This is a genomic window from Engelhardtia mirabilis, assembly GCF_007748095.1.
GTDB lineage: Bacteria > Planctomycetota > UBA1135 > UBA1135.
In genome coordinates this window covers 4227844-4244470 of sequence record NZ_CP036287.1, presented here as the reverse complement: position 1 = coordinate 4244470, position 16627 = coordinate 4227844, and the positions used below count along the sequence as shown (strand labels likewise).

Here is a 16627-nt window from a genome sequence, read left to right as displayed (position 1 = left end):
ATCGATCGGACCTCCGGGAAGTGACGCCGAATGCCTGATCCAGGACACTAGATGCCCATGCGCCCGAGCAGGAACAGCCCCAGGCTCAGCGCTGCTGCGATCGCCCACATGGCGGCGGCCGCGGGAACCACGTAGGGCAGGCCCATCAAGGCCACCCCGACGGTGAAGTGGGCCACGCGCCCCTGCTTCTTGCCGAAGATGAAGAGGCCGAAGCCCACGCTGCTGATGACGAGGTTGGCGATCAGGTCTGCAGCGGAGAGGTCCATCCGGGGTCGATCGGTGCCGGGCAGAGTGGGGGACGAGGGAATGTCCGAAATCCCAGGCTGGCCGCGTGGCAGGCATCACTCGCGGCGCTGTCCGCGCTCGGTGCGGCGCCCGGACGGCTCAGGCGCGGGTCTTGGCCGTCGAGGAAGCGATTGACTCGAGCTGCTCGAAGAGCTCTTCATAGTCGAAGGGCTTCTCGAACAGCGGCTGTTCGCAGCGCGCAGCAAAGGCCGTGGACTCCGTCGACGCCATGTCGCCGGTGACGAAGACGACCCGAGCCAGGACCGCGGGTTGGCTCGCCGCGAGCCTGTCGTGGAATCCGGCGCCCCCCATGCCCGGCATGCGGAGGTCACAGACCACTGCTGCGACGCCCACCAGATCCTGGCCCAGGGCCGCCTCGGCCGTGTTCGCCTCGCGCACCCGCCAACCGCGCGCCTCGCCATGCTCGCGCAGGATCGTGCGTACGGCGTCGTCGTCGTCCACGATCAGCAGTGGCCGACCGGCCGTGGACCGGGGCCGCGCCGCGGGAGTCAGCTCCGTCGGTCGCGGATCCGCGCGGGGCAGCAGCAGGCGGAATCGAGCGCCGCCTTCTGGCGCCTGCTCCACGCTGATCGAGCCGCCGTGCCCGCGCACGATCGCGTGCACGATCGAGAGGCCGAGCCCTGTGCCCTTGCCCGGGGACTTGGTCGTGAAGAAGGGCTCGAAGATCCGCTCGCGCAGATGCGAATCGACGCCGGAGCCCTGGTCACTGACCGTGAGCTCTATTCCCTGGTCGGTGGCGCGACCGCCGACCGACACCGTGCCACCCGGCGGGCTGGCGTGCAGGGCGTTGACGATCAAGTTGGACAGCACCTGTTCGATCCCCAGGGGGTCCGCGGCGATCCACAGGTGGGAGAGGGGCTCGACGCGTACGCTCCGCCCGCCGGTGGTCTCCCCGTCCGGCAGTCCTCGCAACACACGCTCGAGCAGCTCGTCGACCTCCACCGCCTGGGTCGGGTGGAGCGACTGGCCCGCCAGGGTCGAGAGGTTGCGCACGATCCCCCTGCAGCGTGCAGCCTGCTCGTGGATCAGCACCGCGCGGCGGTCGTTCGGATCGTCGAGCAGCAGCAGTTCGGAGTAGCCGGAGATCACCGTCAGCGGGTTGTTGAGCTCGTGCGCGACGCCCGACACGGCCGTCCCGAGGGCCCGCAGGCGCTCGTCCCTGGCCAGGGCGCGGGCGAGCCGCTGTCGTTCCTGTTCGGACCGCAGGAACTCCTGGTGGGACGACTCGAGCAGCCCGACCACCAGGCCGACGCCCAGGATCATCTGCACGCCGAGGTCCGTGAACGAGTTCAGCGAGAGCAGGGGGCGCAGCAGGTCCGTGTCGCCGAACTGGGTAGTCAGCGCCGAGGTGGCATGGACCGCCCACGAGACGATCAGGCCGATGAAGGACCAGCACAGGAGCCGAGTCCCGGTGCCCGACCCTCGCGAGGGCGAGAGCAGGCGCAGCGCGACGGCGGAGCAAGCGATCATCATCGGTGCTTGCAGAGCCAGGAGCAGGTCGATGTTGGAGACGACGATCGGCGTCGCCGAGTAGGCGAGCACCAACCCCCAGGGAGCCCATGGGTGCCGCGGGGACCGATCGACGCCGACCAGCCGCGAGCTACCGCGCACGAGCAGCAGGCCGAATGCCGCCTTGAGGCCCATGTAGGCCATGTAGCACAGGGTCGGGAGCAGCGCGCCGTCGGCCCACAGGTCGTAGGAGGTCTGCGTATCGTGGGCGCGGAAGAACCGCACACTCATCAGCGTCAACGCCACGGACAGGACCACGAAGGCCTGCAGGAAGGCTCGATACGCACCATTCGCTCTGCGGTCGACCTGGAGCGAAGCCAGCACGGCTACGAACACCCATGCAGTGAAGGCCTGGACCAGCAGGCCAACCAGAGCCATCAGATCGACGATCTCGAGCAGGAACATCTTGGGGGAGCCGCGGTCCAGGGGCGGTTGGAGCCCCGGTCAACATAGGGGGCCTGGTGAGCCTGTGGGCCGACCAAATGCTCGACGCGTCTCGAAGCTGCGATGGATCGGCGGCCGTCGCGATCTGTGAGTGCGCGCGGCAATCTCAGCCGCCCGCGACGGTCTCAGTTGCCGGCGGGGAGAACCTCGAAGCGGCTCGGATCGTCCCAGAAAGTCTTGGGACAGTTGGAGCAGCAGAAGCCGACCACGCGGCCTTCGTGGGCGATCGTGAAGCGCGGGTCGACAGGGGTGCCCGAGACCGGACAGATGTCGTTGATCGGCGCCAGCGAGGTGGTCGACGCGATCGCGGGCGGCGCTTCAGCCGCGACATCGGCGCGCACGAAGACCACGTCTGGCTCGACCTCCCGGGGAGCATCGGGACCGTCGACGGAGCCCACGATTCGAACTGCAGGGCGCAGGGCCGCGAGGCGTTGCAGCTCGGATTCGTCGAGTCCGCAGCCCCAGAGGTAGGCGGTCTCTAGGCTCGCGATGGAGGCGACGCTGTCGACGGCTCCCGGGGCGAGCCCGGTGCCCGAGAGGTTCAGGAGGGTCAGGGCCGGACAGTTGGCGAGCGGGCCGATGTCCGTCGACGGATCCGGCGAGCGCCGCAGGTCGAGTCGCTCGAGGCGCGGTATCCGCGCGAGATACTCGAGGTCGGCGGGCGCGAGCGGGGTCGCGCTCAGGTTCAGCTCGACGACCGAGCTGGCGATGGAGTCCAGCAGTTCCGCGATCTGGCCAGGCTCGATCGTGGCGGCGGTGAAGTCGACGGCGAGGTCGTCCGAGTCGCGACCCAGGCCCTCCACGTGTACCAGCAGCTCGCGCAGGTTCCGGATCGAGGCGCTGCGTTCGATGGCGTTCGGTTCGATTGACGGGGTGGCGGGCTCGTCGGTGGACGCCGCCGAGGTCGACTCGGCGACCTGCGGCTCGGCAATGCTGGGCGCGGCCGTTGGGACCGCGAGCGCTGCAGCCCGGCCGTCCGCGTCGCCGGTCACGACGGCCTCGGCGCCCGGCGCCCCGAGGGTCCCGATCCAGGCCGCGACGGCCTCGATCTCCTGGGCCGTGGGCTGGGCCTTCTCGGCCGGGGGCATGTGGTCGTCGTCCTCCAGCGGCAGTCGCAGGTGGCGCACCAGGGGGCTTCCGGCGGGATCGCCGGCGAGCACTACCGGTCCGTCCTCACCGCCCGCCAGCAGCGAAGCCATGTCGTGCAGGGCCAGACCGCCCTTCTGCTTGCGCTCGCCATGGCAGCGGGTGCAGTAGCTGTCGAAGAAAGGCGCAACCGCATCGAAGTCGTGGCTCACCGGCGCCACCTCGATCCAGCAGTCGGTCGCGAGCGAGTCCGCCAGGGGACCCGACGCCTGCGGATCTGCGTCCGCGCCCTCGAGCGCCTCGGTCCAGGGCTCGGTCAGGAAGTCGTCGCCGTGGGTCAGGCTTCCACCCAGGTGTGCGGTGGGCAGGAGCAGACCGACCGACAGGGCCAACAGCCAGGCGTAGCCCCGCGACCCGCGCCAGAACGCGAGACCCGTGCCCAGGCAGAGCACCATCAGCGCGATACCCAGGTACTCGTGCCACTCGACGCCCGCGCCGTAGCTCTCGGTCTCGTGCAACAGCCAACCGGACACCGCAGCCATCGGCGCCGTGACCGCGAGCAGGAAGACGAGCACCGCGCGGCTGCCGTCGGGTTCGCGCCGACGACGCACCAGGCGCCACAGCTCCACGCAGGCGAGGGCGACCAACAGCCCGACCGGCAGGTGCAGGACGACCGGGTGCAAGCGCGCCACGGCCGCGGCCCAGTCCACGGATTCGAAGATGGAGAGGTCGATCACGGGGCGATTCAGGCGAGCAGCTCGGGGACGACCCGTCCGGCGACGTCGGTCAAGCGGTAGTCGCGGCCGAGGGTGCGGTGGGTCAGGCGCTCGTGGTCGAAGCCCAGTTGGTTCAGCATCGTCGCGTGCAGGTCGTGCACGGAGACCGGATCGCGCACGATGTTGTAGCCGTAGTCGTCGGTGGCGCCGTGGACGATGCCGCGCTGGAAGCCGCCTCCGGCCAACCACAGGGAGAAGGCGCGCGGGTGGTGGTCGCGCCCGTAGTTGGTCTGCGTCAGTGTGCCCTGGCTGTAGACGGTGCGACCGAACTCGCCGGCCCAGAGCACGATCGTGTCCTCGAGCAGGCCGCGCCGGGCCAGGTCGCGCAGCAGTGCGGCCTGGGGTTGGTCCACCGCGCCGGCCTGGCTGCGAAGTTCGCTGGGCAGGTTGCCGTGGGCGTCCCAGCCGCGCATGTAGAGCTGGATGAAGCGCACCCCGCGCTCCGCCAGACGGCGCGCCAGGAGGCAGTTGGCGGCGAAGCTGCCGGGCTTGGAGACCTCCGGTCCGTACATCTCGAGCGTGTGCGGGTCCTCGTCCGAGAAGTCGACCAGCTCCGGCACCGACATCTGCATGCGGTAGGCCATCTCGTACTGGGCCAGGCGCGTGGAGACCTCGGGGTCCAGGGTGCGCTCCGCCTCCTGCTGGTTCAGGGCCGCAACGGCGTCGAGCATGCGCCGGCGGTCGTCGCGCTCCACGCCGTCGGGGTCGCTCAGGTATAGAACCGGGTTGTTGCCGCTGCGAATCTTGCAACCCTGGTGCCGTCCGTCGAGGAAGCCGCTGCCCCAGAAGCGCTCGCTCAGGGCCTGCATGTTCCCGATGCCTTGGGTGATCAGGACCACGAAGGTGGGCAGGTTCTCGTTGGCGCTACCCAGGCCGTAGCTCATCCAGGAGCCGAAGCTCGGGCGCCCGGGCTGCTGGCTGCCGGTCTGGAAGAACGTGATTGCCGGCTCGTGGTTGATCGCGTCCGTGTGCATCGAACGCACGATGCAGAGCTCGCGCGCCATGCCGCCGGTGTGGGGCATGACCTCGCTGACCCAGGCGCCGTCCTGCTCGTTGGGGTAGCGGCTGAAGCGGAACATGCTCGGCGCGACGGGAAAGCGCGACTGCCCGCTGGTCATCGTCGTCAGGCGCTGGCCCTTGCGGATCGAGTCCGGCAGGTCCTCGTCGAAACGCGTGCGCAGGCCGGGCTTGTAGTCCCACAGGTCCAAGTGGCTGGGCCCGCCCTCCATGTGGAGGTAGATCACACGCTTGGCCTTGGGCCGGAAGTGGGGGCCCGCCGCCAGTCCGCTGGAGTTGGCCGCCGTTGAACCGGACGCGGAGCCACCGGTCAGGAGCGAACCCAGAGCAGCTTGGCCCAGCAAGCCGCCCACGCCGGCGGCGCCGAGACCGAAGAAGCGTCGCCTCGTGAGCAGTCGCCGCCGCTCGTCGATCGGATCCAAGTGTTCGTCGTTGGTCATCTCAGCCCTGGGTGATCGTGGCGTGGAGGTTCAGGATCGCGCTGGCCACCAGGGTCCAGGCGGCCAGCTCGGCCGGGTCGGGGGCGCCCTCCGCGAGCATCGCTTCGCCCACGGCGACCAGAGCGGCGGCGTCCTCGGGAGCGGCCGCGTAGCGCGCGCGGTGGTCGTCGAGGGCGGCGGTCAGGATCGCCAACTCCGCTCGCTCCGGCGCCCTGCCGGTGCAGCGACGGAACATCAGCGTCAGCACGGCTGCGTCGCCCTCGGCCTCCGCCAGGCTGCGCTCGGCCAGCTTGCGCGCGGCCTCGACGTACTGCTCGTCGTTCCACAGGACCAGGGCCTGCAGTGGGGTGTTGGTGACGCCGCGCTTGATCACGCAGGACTCGCGCGTCGGCGCGTCGAAGGTCAGCATGGCCGGCGGCGGGGCGGCGCGCTTCCAGTAGGTGTACAGACTGCGCCGCCACAGGTCCTCGCCGGTGCCGCGTTCGAACAGGCGCGTGTTCGAGCCCAACATGGCGATCTCCTGCCACAGGCCCGGCGGCTGGTAGGGTTTGACCGAGGGGCCGCCCAACTCCTCCACCAGGAGGCCGGAGGTGTACAGGGCCAGGTCGCGGATGGCCTCCGCCTCGAGCCGGCGCCTGGGGTAGCTCGCCAGCAGCGCGCCGTCGGGGTCGATCGCGGCGACTTCGGGTCGCACCCGCGAGGACTGACGGTAGGTCGCGCTGGTCAGGACCGTGCGCAGCAGGCCTTGCACGTCCCAGCCGCTCTCGACGAACTCGGTTGCTAGCCAGTCGAGCAGCTGCGGATGGGTGGGCCACGAGCCCTGGAAGCCGAAGTCCCCGGAGGTGGCGACGAGCCCGGTCCCGAAGAGCAGTTGCCAGTAGCGGTTGACGGCGACCCGTGCGACCAGGGGGTTGTCGGGGGAGGTCATCCAGCGCGCCAGGTCGACGCGCGTCGCCCGCTCGCCGCCCGCGGCCTCGCCCTGGGTGGCGAGCCCCGCGAAGAGCGAGGGAATACCCGGCTCCACCGGGCGCTCGGGATCGGCCTTGTCGTACTCGCCCCGACTCAACACGAAGGTCTGGCGCGGCTCCATCCGCTCGCGCATGACCATGGTGCGCGGGATCGACGCCTCGAGCTCCTCGGTCGCGGCCACCAACTCGGCCTCGCGGGCCAGGCGCGCGGCGTAGTCGGGGGAGCGGGTCAGCCGGAATCCGTGCAGGATCGACGCGCCGAGGGTGGGGGCGGCGGCCGTCTCGCGCGGAACGTAGTCGGGCGCAGCGTCGGCGCGCGCGCCCGGTTCCACCAGGGCAGCGACCAGACCCTGGCCCAAGACCTCGTCGCCCTCGAGTGCGCTGAAGTAGAAGCCCGCCGCGCCGCCGGTGTTGATGACCTTGAATACCAGTGCGTTGCGACCGGCGCGCAGGGGGAGCGTGACACGGTTCTGGTCGGCGGCCGCGCCGCGCGGCAACTCGCTGGCGGCCACCTGGACGCCATTCACGAGGATCGTGAAGCCGTCGTCGCTGCCGAGGGAGACCTCGACCGAGCGGTCTTCGGGCGACCAGATCTCCTTGGCGACGTAGTGCACGTTGACGCCGCCGGCGAGGGAGGTCACGACGCCGTCGGCGAAGTCGCTGCGGTAGGTCCAGCGGCGAGGCGAGCCCTCGAGGGCCTCGAACTCGAGCATGGGGTCCAGGCTCGTGTCGGACTCCGGCCCGAAGACGCGCTGGTAGGCGCCCGTAGCCGTGGGAAGCTCGAAGGGACCGGCCTGGTACCAGGGCCCCTGGGCCAGGGGCAGGTCGGCGACGCCCGCCTCGCCCAGGGTCGCCAGGCCCAGGCGCGTGCGCCCGAACGAGTGGCCGTTCCAGATCGACTCGTAGCCCAGGGTCACCGTGACCTCGGTGCCGCCCTCGTAGCCGAACGGATGGTCGGCCAGGAACAGCGCCGTGCGCTCGGAGCCGTCCGTGTGTCCGGCGATGGCCCAGCCCGTGTTGTGGCGCTGGTCGAAGGCACGCAGCACGCCGTAGTCGTCGTTGGTCTGGGCGTAGTCGGCCCAGGCCCAGGTCAACTCGACCGGTTCGGACACGCTCGGGTCGGCGACGGAGCGCGCCTCGACGCGGATCGAGGTCAGCACCGCGTTGCCGTTGTCGGCGCGGCCGGGGGCGCCGTTCTCCAGCAGCGCGTCACCGAGGGCGTCGAGCTGCAACAGGCGCAGGTCGGTGGCGTCGGTCCGCAGGGTGATGCGGTGGACGTCCGTCGCGGGCGCGGGGCCCTCGGCGCGCAGGCTACCGTCGTCCAACTCGACGAAGGTCGTGCCGGCGCTGGAGCTCGCATCGACGAGGGTCGTCGAGACCCATTGCAGGCCCAGGTCCCCGGGCAGCGCGCTGCGCCACTGGGCCAAGGCCGCGCGGTCCTGCTCACTGGGCTCGCCCAGCTCCGCACGCAGCGCCGCGAGGTCCGACGCCAACTCTTCACGCGCCCGCACCTGCTCCGCGCTGGGCACCTCGATGAAGGGCTCGAGGGCGCGGTTGGGATTCGGCACTTGGGAGTAGAGCCCGGGCTCCTCGTTCGAGTTGAAGTACGAGAAGAAGCGGTAGAAGTCCTCTTGGGTGATCGGATCGAACTTGTGGTCGTGGCAGCGGGCGCAGCCGACGGTCAGACCCAGGAACACCTGGCCGGTGGTGTCGACGCGATCGACGGCGTACTCGACCAGGTACTCCTCGTCGATCGCACCGCCCTCGTCGGTGGTGACGTGGTTGCGGTTGAAGCCGCTGGCGACCAACTGATCGACGGTCGCGTCAGGCAGGAGGTCCCCGGCCAGCTGCTCGGTCAGGAAGCGGTCGAAGGGCATGTTGTCGCGAAAGGCCGCGAGGACCCAGTCGCGCCAGGGCCAGATCTGACGCCCGGCATCCATGTGGATGCCCGAGGTGTCCGCGTAGCGGGCCTGGTCCAGCCAGGGCGCAGTCATGCGCTCCGCATAGCGCGAGCGGTAGGGCTCCTCGCCGAACAGGCGGTCGATCCAAGCGAGCCAGACCGCGTCGCGATCGGACCCGGGGGCATCGTAGTCGGCTTGGAACGCGTCCAACTCGGCGGGGGTCGGGGGCAGACCCGTCAGGTCCAGGAACAGGCGACGCAGCAACAGGTCGGAGCGCTCCTCGGGCGAGGGCGCTAGCCCCAGCTCGCCGAGGTGCCGGGCGACGAAGGCATCCACGGGGTGCTCGAAGTCCGCGACCGTCGGCGGCGTCGGTCGCACGGGGGGTACGAACGCCCAATGCTCCTCGTACTGCGCCCCGTCGTCGATCCAACGCCGGATCAGCTCGCGCTCCTGGGCGCTGAAGCGCTCGCGGTGGGAGCGCTTCGGCGGCATGGCGTCCTCGGCGTCGTCGGTCGTGATCCGATACCAGAGTTCACTGGCCTCGGCGTCACCGGGGACGATGGCCGGTCCCCCGTCGCGCTCCGCCGTGGCGAAGGCGTGGGTGTCCAGTCGCAGGTCCGCCGCGCGGGCGGCCTCGTCTGGGCCGTGGCAGAGGAAGCAGCGGTCGGAGAGCAGCGGCCGCACGTCGCGCGAATAGCGCACCGGCACTCGGGGATCGGCGTCGCCGCCGGTGGGCGCGCCGGCCAGGGCCAGGGATGCGCCGGTGCCGGCCAGCAGGAGCAGGGCGAGGGCCGCGATCGGCCGCTCGGGGCGAGGGAGGGAGGGGAGACCCATGGACGCCCATGTTAGTGGGTCGACCCCGGATCGCGCTGCACGGCCGTCGGTCGAGGGGGGCTCGGTCCCGCACTCGCGCTGTGGGACGCGGCTGCGCGACGCAGATGGCCTGGATCCACGCCCGACGCCTTGCACGAGTCCGACCAGGTCGCGCGGGGCGGCCCCGAAGTCGAGGTCGCCCCGCGCGAAGTCGGAGCCGGGCGCGACTCCGCGGCGATCAGTCGGCGAAGACCTTGCTCTGCGCGGTGAGCTCCGCGAAGGGCGTCGGGACCAGGCCGTCGGCGGGGGTGGCGACGAAGGCCTGGAAGGCGTAGTGCACGCCGACCAGCGACGTGCCGCCGGGAGCTTGGGCAGGGGTGGGAACCAGGAATTCCGTGCCGGTCAGGCCCAGGCCGAGGATCAGGAAGCTCGCGACGTCGAAGCCGATCAAGCCCAGGCCGGGAAGGTAGACGGCGTTGGGGACCCCGACCGCGAACACGGTGGGTAGGCCGTCACCCAAGGGCGAGGTGGCCGTGATCGAGACGGACTCGCCCGCCGCGAATGGCTCCGCCGTCAGGTCGGCCTTGCGGTACTCCAAGGCGCCCATGTCGGGGTAGGGGCCGAGGGTCCCGATGGCGAAGCGATCTCCGTCGTCCAGGTCGGTGAACTGGCCACCACCACTCTGCCCGGCGTCGACGACCGGGGAGTTGGCGCTGGGCACGCCTTGGACGTCGAGCAGCGGATCCTGGTTCAGGTTGCCGCTTCCTGTGGTGAAACCACCCAGTGAGTAACTGACGTTGCCGGCGTCGAAGCCCAGGCCGAAGTTCGAGCCGACGCTGTTCCAGGCGATGGAGTTGCGGACCTTGCCGCTGAAGGTCCCGCCCGCCGTGCCGAACCCGTCGCCCCCGCTGTCGGTCACGGTGGCGTGCTCGATCGAGCCGCCGAAGCCGCTGGCGTAGATGCCGTCGCCGAGGCTGCCGCGCACCTGCAAGTTGAACAGGTCGCCCTGGAGCGCCGAGACCTCGAGGCCGCGGGTGCTCGACCGCTCCGAGACCAACGCTTCGGCCGCGACCTGGCTGGACTGCAGGGTGATGGCCGCACCCCCGACCCCGCCGTCGTGAACCTCGGTGTGGACCATGCGCCCGATCGAACCCGGGGCGAAGTGGATCCCCCGGAGGTCGCCGGGCGCAGCCGTGTCCGCGCCGTTCTTGTCGGTATCGCCTACCAGCGAGTCATTGCCGAGGGAGGCCAGGCGGATCGGCTCGGCACCGGTGCCGTTGAACTCCAGGACACTGCCGCTGCGCGCCTCGATCGCACCGCCGGTCCCCGGCGTGAACTTGATGGCGATGCCGGGACCGAAGGTCAGCATCGCGCCCGATTGGACGCAGACGTTCCCGTCGATCACGAGCACCGGACCGGGGAAGTGGGACGTGGTCACGTTCACGTCCTTGGTCACCGCGGTGGGACCCGTCGAGGTGCAGCCGATCTTGCTGCCGGTGATCTGCAGGTAGTCGCCCACGGCGTTGTTCAGGGCCAGGTTGTCGAGGAACCCGCCGAGCATGTCGAAGCTGACCCCGCCGATCGCTGCACCACCGTTGTCCGCGATGAAGTTGCGCTCGACCGTCGGCTGACCGCGGTCATTGGCGTCGATCACGAATCCGCCGGGGGCAGCGTTGTCGGTCACGATCAGATTGCGGACCGTCGCGTCCGTGTCGAACAGGTGAACGGGAGCGAGGGAGGAGTTGCTGCCGGCGAATCGCACGCTACCGCCGTCCCAGATGCTGTCGTCCGAGCTGGCCTGGAAGTGCAGGCCCTCGAAGTCCCCGGCCATGGGCTCGCGCGAGGTCAGTCCGAGTTGACCGTCGGTGTCGCCCCCGATCTCGTCGTCGTAGATCGAAGTGACGGCGGTGTCGTTCCAGTTGGCGGTGCCCTTGACGTTGATTCGGCTGGCGGCCTCACTACCGTTGCCGAGCTTGATGATCGTGTTCGGAGCCGTGGTGAGGGTCTTGCCCGGTGGGATCTCGGCCCAGCCAAAGGTGCCGGGCTGGACCACATACACCTGGCCGGCCGACAAGGGGCCGACGCCGCCCGGCTCGGGACCGTCGTACAGCATGGGTGGCAGCAGCGTGATCGGCAGGTCGCCCGTGCCACAGGGATCGTCGCCCACGGCATAGTGCAAGAGCCCGTAGAAGACGGCCGGCGTCTGACCGCCGGTGAATGTGGTCGTGGAGCCGCTCGAGCTGCCGGGACCGACGATCAAATCGTCGTTCTCCGTGATGCCGAGTCCTGAGACCTGTTGGACCGCAAGGCCGATCGTCTCGTCGATCGGACCTCCTGCACCATCGACGGAGATGACCGAGACCGAGCGGGTCTCACCGGCCGGGATCTCGATGTCGATGTCGAACGGGACATAGGTCAGGGTCGACGCAAACTCGGGCGTGATCGTGCCCACGAAGCTCGGGAGCCATCCGGCCTGGCTGGTCGTGCTGGTACCGCTGGGGGCCGACCAGACGGAGACATCCGCCGAGGAGAAATAGGCGATCCCCTTCGAATCCTGATCGTCGCGCACATAGGAGAGGCCGCAGATACGCAGATCCTCGGACTTGGCGGTGATCGCGAAGTAGACCTGCGTGGCATCCATGCTCGCACCCGAGCCACTGACGGACAGGACGGATTGGGCGCGACCGGTGGACGGCACGGCCGCAATTGCAGCGGCGAGCAGGATGCCGCAGCGGGCCGCGCAGGGGAGCAGTCGGAAATGGGTGTTCATCGATCTCTGAGGGGCGGCTCGGGTTTGGGGGGGCGGGGGTGACACCGGCCGTTACGGAGCGGGCCCCTGCGCGGATGCACACATCTCGACAGAGTGGCTCGAGTCCGATTGGAACCCGGCCTCGGTACCTCCTGGCCACGAGCCGACTCGGGTGCCGTCGCGCCCTCCCTTCGCGCCCGAGGGCCCTACCCGTCCGCTGTCGTGGGCATTGATTCACGAAGGTCCCAGAGGGCGCGCGGCCTCGGGCATCGGAGCAACAAATCGAAGCGTCGGTCTGCCTCGATATCAGGCTCTGGGCCCAAGTCAAATCGCTTCTCTGGAGTGGTGAATACCCGGTGAGCTTCTCTGGAGATGTCGAGGATTCCGCTGCCGAGACAAGTTGGGTTTGGAGCCGTTGACGGCCGAATGGCGACACCTCCCGACGGTCGATCGAGACCGCGGTCGCGGGCCCTTCAGCCCCTGCCACCGCGGATGATCCCCCTGCACCCTTACCCACCGACCTCGGGGAAAACGTGAGTGAGTCGTCACCCCTCGATCTCGAGATGCTCCAGGCTGTCGTCGTCGACAGCCTGGAGATTCTCGATGGAATCGACCCGCTCTTGCGGGAGCTCGAGGAGCGTCCCGACGACTCGTCCCTGATCAACCAGATCTTCCGCAGCTTCCACACCATCAAGGGCAACTCCGGCATGGCCGGGCTGACGGTGGTGCCTGCGTTCGCGCACGAGATCGAGGAGGGGCTCAACAGCTTGCGCGAAGGCAAGCTGGACGTCACGAGCGAGCGCATCGCCGTCCTCGTGCAATCCACGGATGCACTCCTGGCGCTGTTGCAGGGCATCGATCCCGAGACGGGTGCCGAACCGTTCGGAGAGCTGCAGGAGGACTGTCGTGCGGCCCTCGAGGCCTGTTTCGCCAAGGACGCAGGATCCCTCCCGGATGCCCTTCGGGCCTGGCTCGAGGCTGCCCAGTCCGACGACCATCTACGCAACCATCCCAAGTTGCGCGAGTTGGCGGCCTTGCTCGATGGGGGCAACTCGAGCCCCGAGGGCGCTGGGCAGGCCGAGACCACGAAGGCGGGGGCAAAGCAGGAGGCGCCCACCGAGGAGGCGCCAACCTCGGCCGCGGCGCAGGTCAATGGCCCGCCCTCGATCACCCTGCGGGTCGGCATCGAGCAGTTCGACAGGCTGATGGTCCTGGCGGGAGAGCTCTACAGCATCGATGAGCGCCTGAAGTACTGGATCCACGAAGCGCTCAGCGAGTCGAGCAGCGCCGCCAACAAGGGGGCTGTGCTCGGAATCGCCAGGGACTTCGACGGGGTCATGGATCGGCTCTACGAGCAGATGCACAAGATCCGGATGGTCTCGGCGATGCAGTTGACCAGACCCCTGGACCGGCTCGTGCGGGAGCTGTGCCGCTCGAGTGGCAAGCGGATTCGGTTCGTCAAGACCGGCGACGAGCGCAAGCTCGACAAGCGGATCATCGAGATCCTGGGCGATCCCCTGGTCCACATGATCCGCAACAGCATCGACCACGGCATCGAAGCACCCGAGGATCGCAGGGCCGCCGGCAAGCGCGAGGAAGCCACGATCGAACTCTGCATCTCCGAGGAGGAGGAGACGATCGAGATCTCGATCCGCGACGACGGTCGTGGGATCAACCTGGGCGCAGTGACCGACAAGGCGATTCGACAGGGGGTCATCACCCAGGCGCGGGCCGCGACGCTCACGGAGACGGAGCGCATCGAGCTCATCTACCACCCCGGGCTGTCGACCAAGGAGAAGGCCACCGACCTCTCGGGCCGGGGCGTCGGCATGGACGTCGTCCTCTCCGCCCTGCGCAGCGAGGGAGGGCGGGTCCGCGCTTCCACCAAGGAAGGCGAGGGAACGACCTTCGTCCTCGAGTTGCCCAAGCTGGGTTCCCCGGTGGTGGAGGGGCTCGCGGCGCGCGTGGGCCAGGTGGTCTACATGCTTCCGTCGAAGTCGGTGCTCAAGTTCTTCCCGTGGGAGGGCGTCAAGACGTCCTTCCTGCCCTCGGGCGCGAGGACGGCACACCTGGATGACACGAGCGTGCCGATCGTGGAGCTGGAGGGCCTGTCCGGGAGACGTCGTTTCGGTCCCGACGACGCCTTCGTGGGCACGGCCATCCTGCTGCACGATCGCACCGAGCGGAAGTTCGTCCTGCGCGTGGACGACGTCATCGGCTGGCAGAAGGCCCTGGTCGTCTCCACGGGCAGTTGGCTCAAGGAGGATCCGATCGTGAGCGGCGCCTTCGTGCTCGGGAACGGCTGCATCGGGTTCATGGTCACGGTCGAGAAGCTGGACCAGTTCCTGGTCCGTCGGTCGGCGGCCTGAGTGGGGGCCGTCGGCCCGCCACGGCGCGCTGCTCGAAGAATCGCGTGCGCCCTCGCGGGAAAGGGCTCTGCCCGGGAGCGAACCCCCTTCCGGAGTCATCACATGCCCCGCACCCTCACGACCCGCGCCGCCTTGGCCTCCCTGCTCCTCGCCGCCCCCGCCGCCGCTCAGGACCTGGAGGGCTTTCGAATCCCCTACGACGATTTCGTGCTCTACGACGCCGACGGGGACCCCGCCACTGATGGCGACCAGGTGCGGCTCACGGGTCAGATCGGACTCGACCTGGTGCCCTTCGTCTGCTCGAGCTGGGACCCGTCGACGAGTTGCCAGCACGTGCTCGAGGCCGGCGGCGAGGTGACCGGTCTGGCCAGCTTCAGTGTCGACGCCGGCCTGGCCGCGAGCGTGGACGAGCTGTGGCTCACGGACCCGGGTCTGCCGCCCCTGCTACTGCTGACGGTTCCCGTCGGCGGTGTCGACGTCACCGTCTCCCTGCGCTTCCTCGGTGCCCTGAGCGCCTCGGGGTCCATCGGCGCGCAGACCCACTTCGACGCCGCCTTCGAGGCGCCCTTCTCCGCGGCGATGGAGTTCGACCCCGGACTCGCCTTCGACGTGGCCCTGCCGCAGCCGGACCAACTCCTGACTTCGAAGCCGGAACTCACAGGCGGCGCGGCCGCGAGCTTCACCGTGGGGGCCTTCGCCGCGGTCGAGTTCCAGGTGGCCGTGGCGGGCATCCCGGTGCCGTCGCCTTCATTCCTGGTCGGTCCGGAGGTGACCCTACAGGTCGCGCCCGCAGCCGACCCCTGGTGGTCCATCGACGGCGACCTGGCGGTCTACGCCGCCTTCGGCAGCCTGCCCGCGGGCTTCCTCGTGCCGCCGCAGCTCTTGGCCAGCCTACCCCTCGCCGGCGCCGACGCCGGTGGTGCGATCGGCGACGCGGGCCAACTCGACGATCCCCGTTGGGCCCAGACCCTCGACCTCGGCGGCTACGACGAAGCGACCTTCGTGCTGCCTCGTCCGGGCGACCCCTGGTCCACGGTGATCGGCGTCGATAGCAACACGGGAGTGGTCGAGGTCGACCGCCAGGGTCAGGTAATCGATGCCTGGCACTGGGTCGGCGCGCGCCCCTCGGACGGCACGCCGAGCGCGTCGGGGACCCTGCTGGCCGGCGCCGTCGGCAGCAGCGTGTGGTTCGCCGACTACGCGGGCGGCGGGTCGTTCGGCTTCTCGAAGCGCGTCGAGGTCTACGAGCAAGGCAACTGGCGCTGGTTCATCCCTGAGCGCGTGGTGACCCTTCCGGAAGGCGACTTCGTGCTCGGTGGAACGACCTCCGTGGCCGGCAACGTCAATCGACGCACGCTGATGCGCGTGGACCCACAGGGACAGGTGGTCTGGGTCAAGATGTTCGGCTACGGCTACTTGGGCGATTCCTTCGCAGACATGATCCTGACCTCGGACGGCGCGCTCGTGATGGTCGGCCGCTACGACGAGAGTGGCGCCACTCCCGGCGCGCTGGTCACCAAGGTCTCCGCCGAGGGGCAACGGGTGTGGAGCAGCGTGGTGCCCGACCAGGGCGGGAACGTACGTCGCGCCACGGCAGTGACCGAGACCGATTCGGGCGAGCTGCTGGTCATGGGCCACCGCTCGATCGGGGCCTTGGTGCCGGACCCGGACTTCACGATCTGGACTCGCACCGTCGACCTGGTCACGGGTGCTTCGGACCAGGAGTACCTGCACGGCGCGCTCCAGGGGACAGTCGCCGTCTTCGGCATGTCCGTGCGCGATCGCGCCTACGACGTCGTGCCCCTGGGCGCCGGCTTCGCGATGGTCGGCAAGTGCAGCGAGCAGGTGGAGGAGGACGCCTGGATCTGGGTCTTGGGCGCCGAGCAGTCCCTGATCGAAGTGGGCGTCTACGACACGCCGCTCTACGACAGCTTGAGCCGCGTGCGGACCCTGCCGGACGGCGGGCTGCTCGCCGTGGGCAACTCGCGTGGCTTCTCGGGCAACTCCGACAGCGACCTCCTGCTGGTCAAGGCCGGCGCGAGCCCGCTGGTGGACCTCGCGGCTGGATCGGGAGGTACGTCGACGCACTACGCCATGGGGACCTTCCCGAACCACCAGCAGGCCGTGGCCCAGACGATCGTCACGGACGAGTTGACCTGGGTCAGCAACGACTACGTCCCGGGCGGCCTGGCGCCCTTCGCCACGACAACCGTGACCGACATCGAGGAGTGAGCGGACGGGCGCCGGGC

Annotated in this window: 8 protein-coding genes; 2 read left to right on the top strand and 6 right to left on the bottom strand. The window is 69.6% G+C overall.

Features of this window, described 5'->3' with window-relative positions:
* Window positions 1–47: 47 nt before the first annotated feature.
* The 6 genes from Pla133_RS15730 to Pla133_RS15705 form a co-directional block, all read right to left on the bottom strand.
* Window positions 48–266 (bottom strand): amino acid transport protein, encoded by a 219-nt coding sequence (locus tag Pla133_RS15730; protein ID WP_145066907.1) that lies wholly within the window; start codon window positions 264–266, stop codon window positions 48–50.
* A 118-nt stretch (window positions 267–384) separates the two neighbouring features.
* Entirely contained in the window at window positions 385–2220 is a 1836-nt protein-coding gene (locus Pla133_RS15725; protein ID WP_145066905.1) for an ATP-binding protein, read from the bottom strand.
* A 164-nt stretch (window positions 2221–2384) separates the two neighbouring features.
* A complete protein-coding gene (locus Pla133_RS15720) occupies window positions 2385–4082 on the bottom strand; it encodes a c-type cytochrome domain-containing protein (RefSeq protein WP_145066903.1) in 1698 nt (565 codons plus the stop codon).
* An 8-nt stretch (window positions 4083–4090) separates the two neighbouring features.
* Window positions 4091–5578, bottom strand: a complete 1488-nt coding sequence (locus tag Pla133_RS15715) for a DUF1501 domain-containing protein (protein ID WP_145066901.1) — start codon at window positions 5576–5578, stop codon at window positions 4091–4093.
* 1 nt (window position 5579) lies between these two features.
* Window positions 5580–9281, bottom strand: coding sequence for a PSD1 and planctomycete cytochrome C domain-containing protein (locus tag Pla133_RS15710; RefSeq protein ID WP_145066899.1), 3702 nt, complete (start codon window positions 9279–9281; stop codon window positions 5580–5582).
* Between the two features lie 217 nt (window positions 9282–9498).
* Window positions 9499–12030, bottom strand: coding sequence for a hypothetical protein (locus Pla133_RS15705; protein ID WP_145066897.1), 2532 nt, complete (start codon window positions 12028–12030; stop codon window positions 9499–9501).
* A 512-nt stretch (window positions 12031–12542) separates the two neighbouring features.
* Here Pla133_RS15705 and Pla133_RS15700 point away from each other — a divergent pair.
* Together Pla133_RS15700 and Pla133_RS15695 are read left to right on the top strand one after the other, a co-directional pair.
* Window positions 12543–14378, top strand: a complete 1836-nt coding sequence (locus Pla133_RS15700) for a chemotaxis protein CheA (RefSeq protein ID WP_145066896.1) — start codon at window positions 12543–12545, stop codon at window positions 14376–14378.
* A gap of 102 nt (window positions 14379–14480) precedes the next feature.
* Window positions 14481–16610, top strand: coding sequence for a hypothetical protein (locus Pla133_RS15695; protein ID WP_145066894.1), 2130 nt, complete (start codon window positions 14481–14483; stop codon window positions 16608–16610).
* Window positions 16611–16627 lie beyond the last annotated feature (17 nt).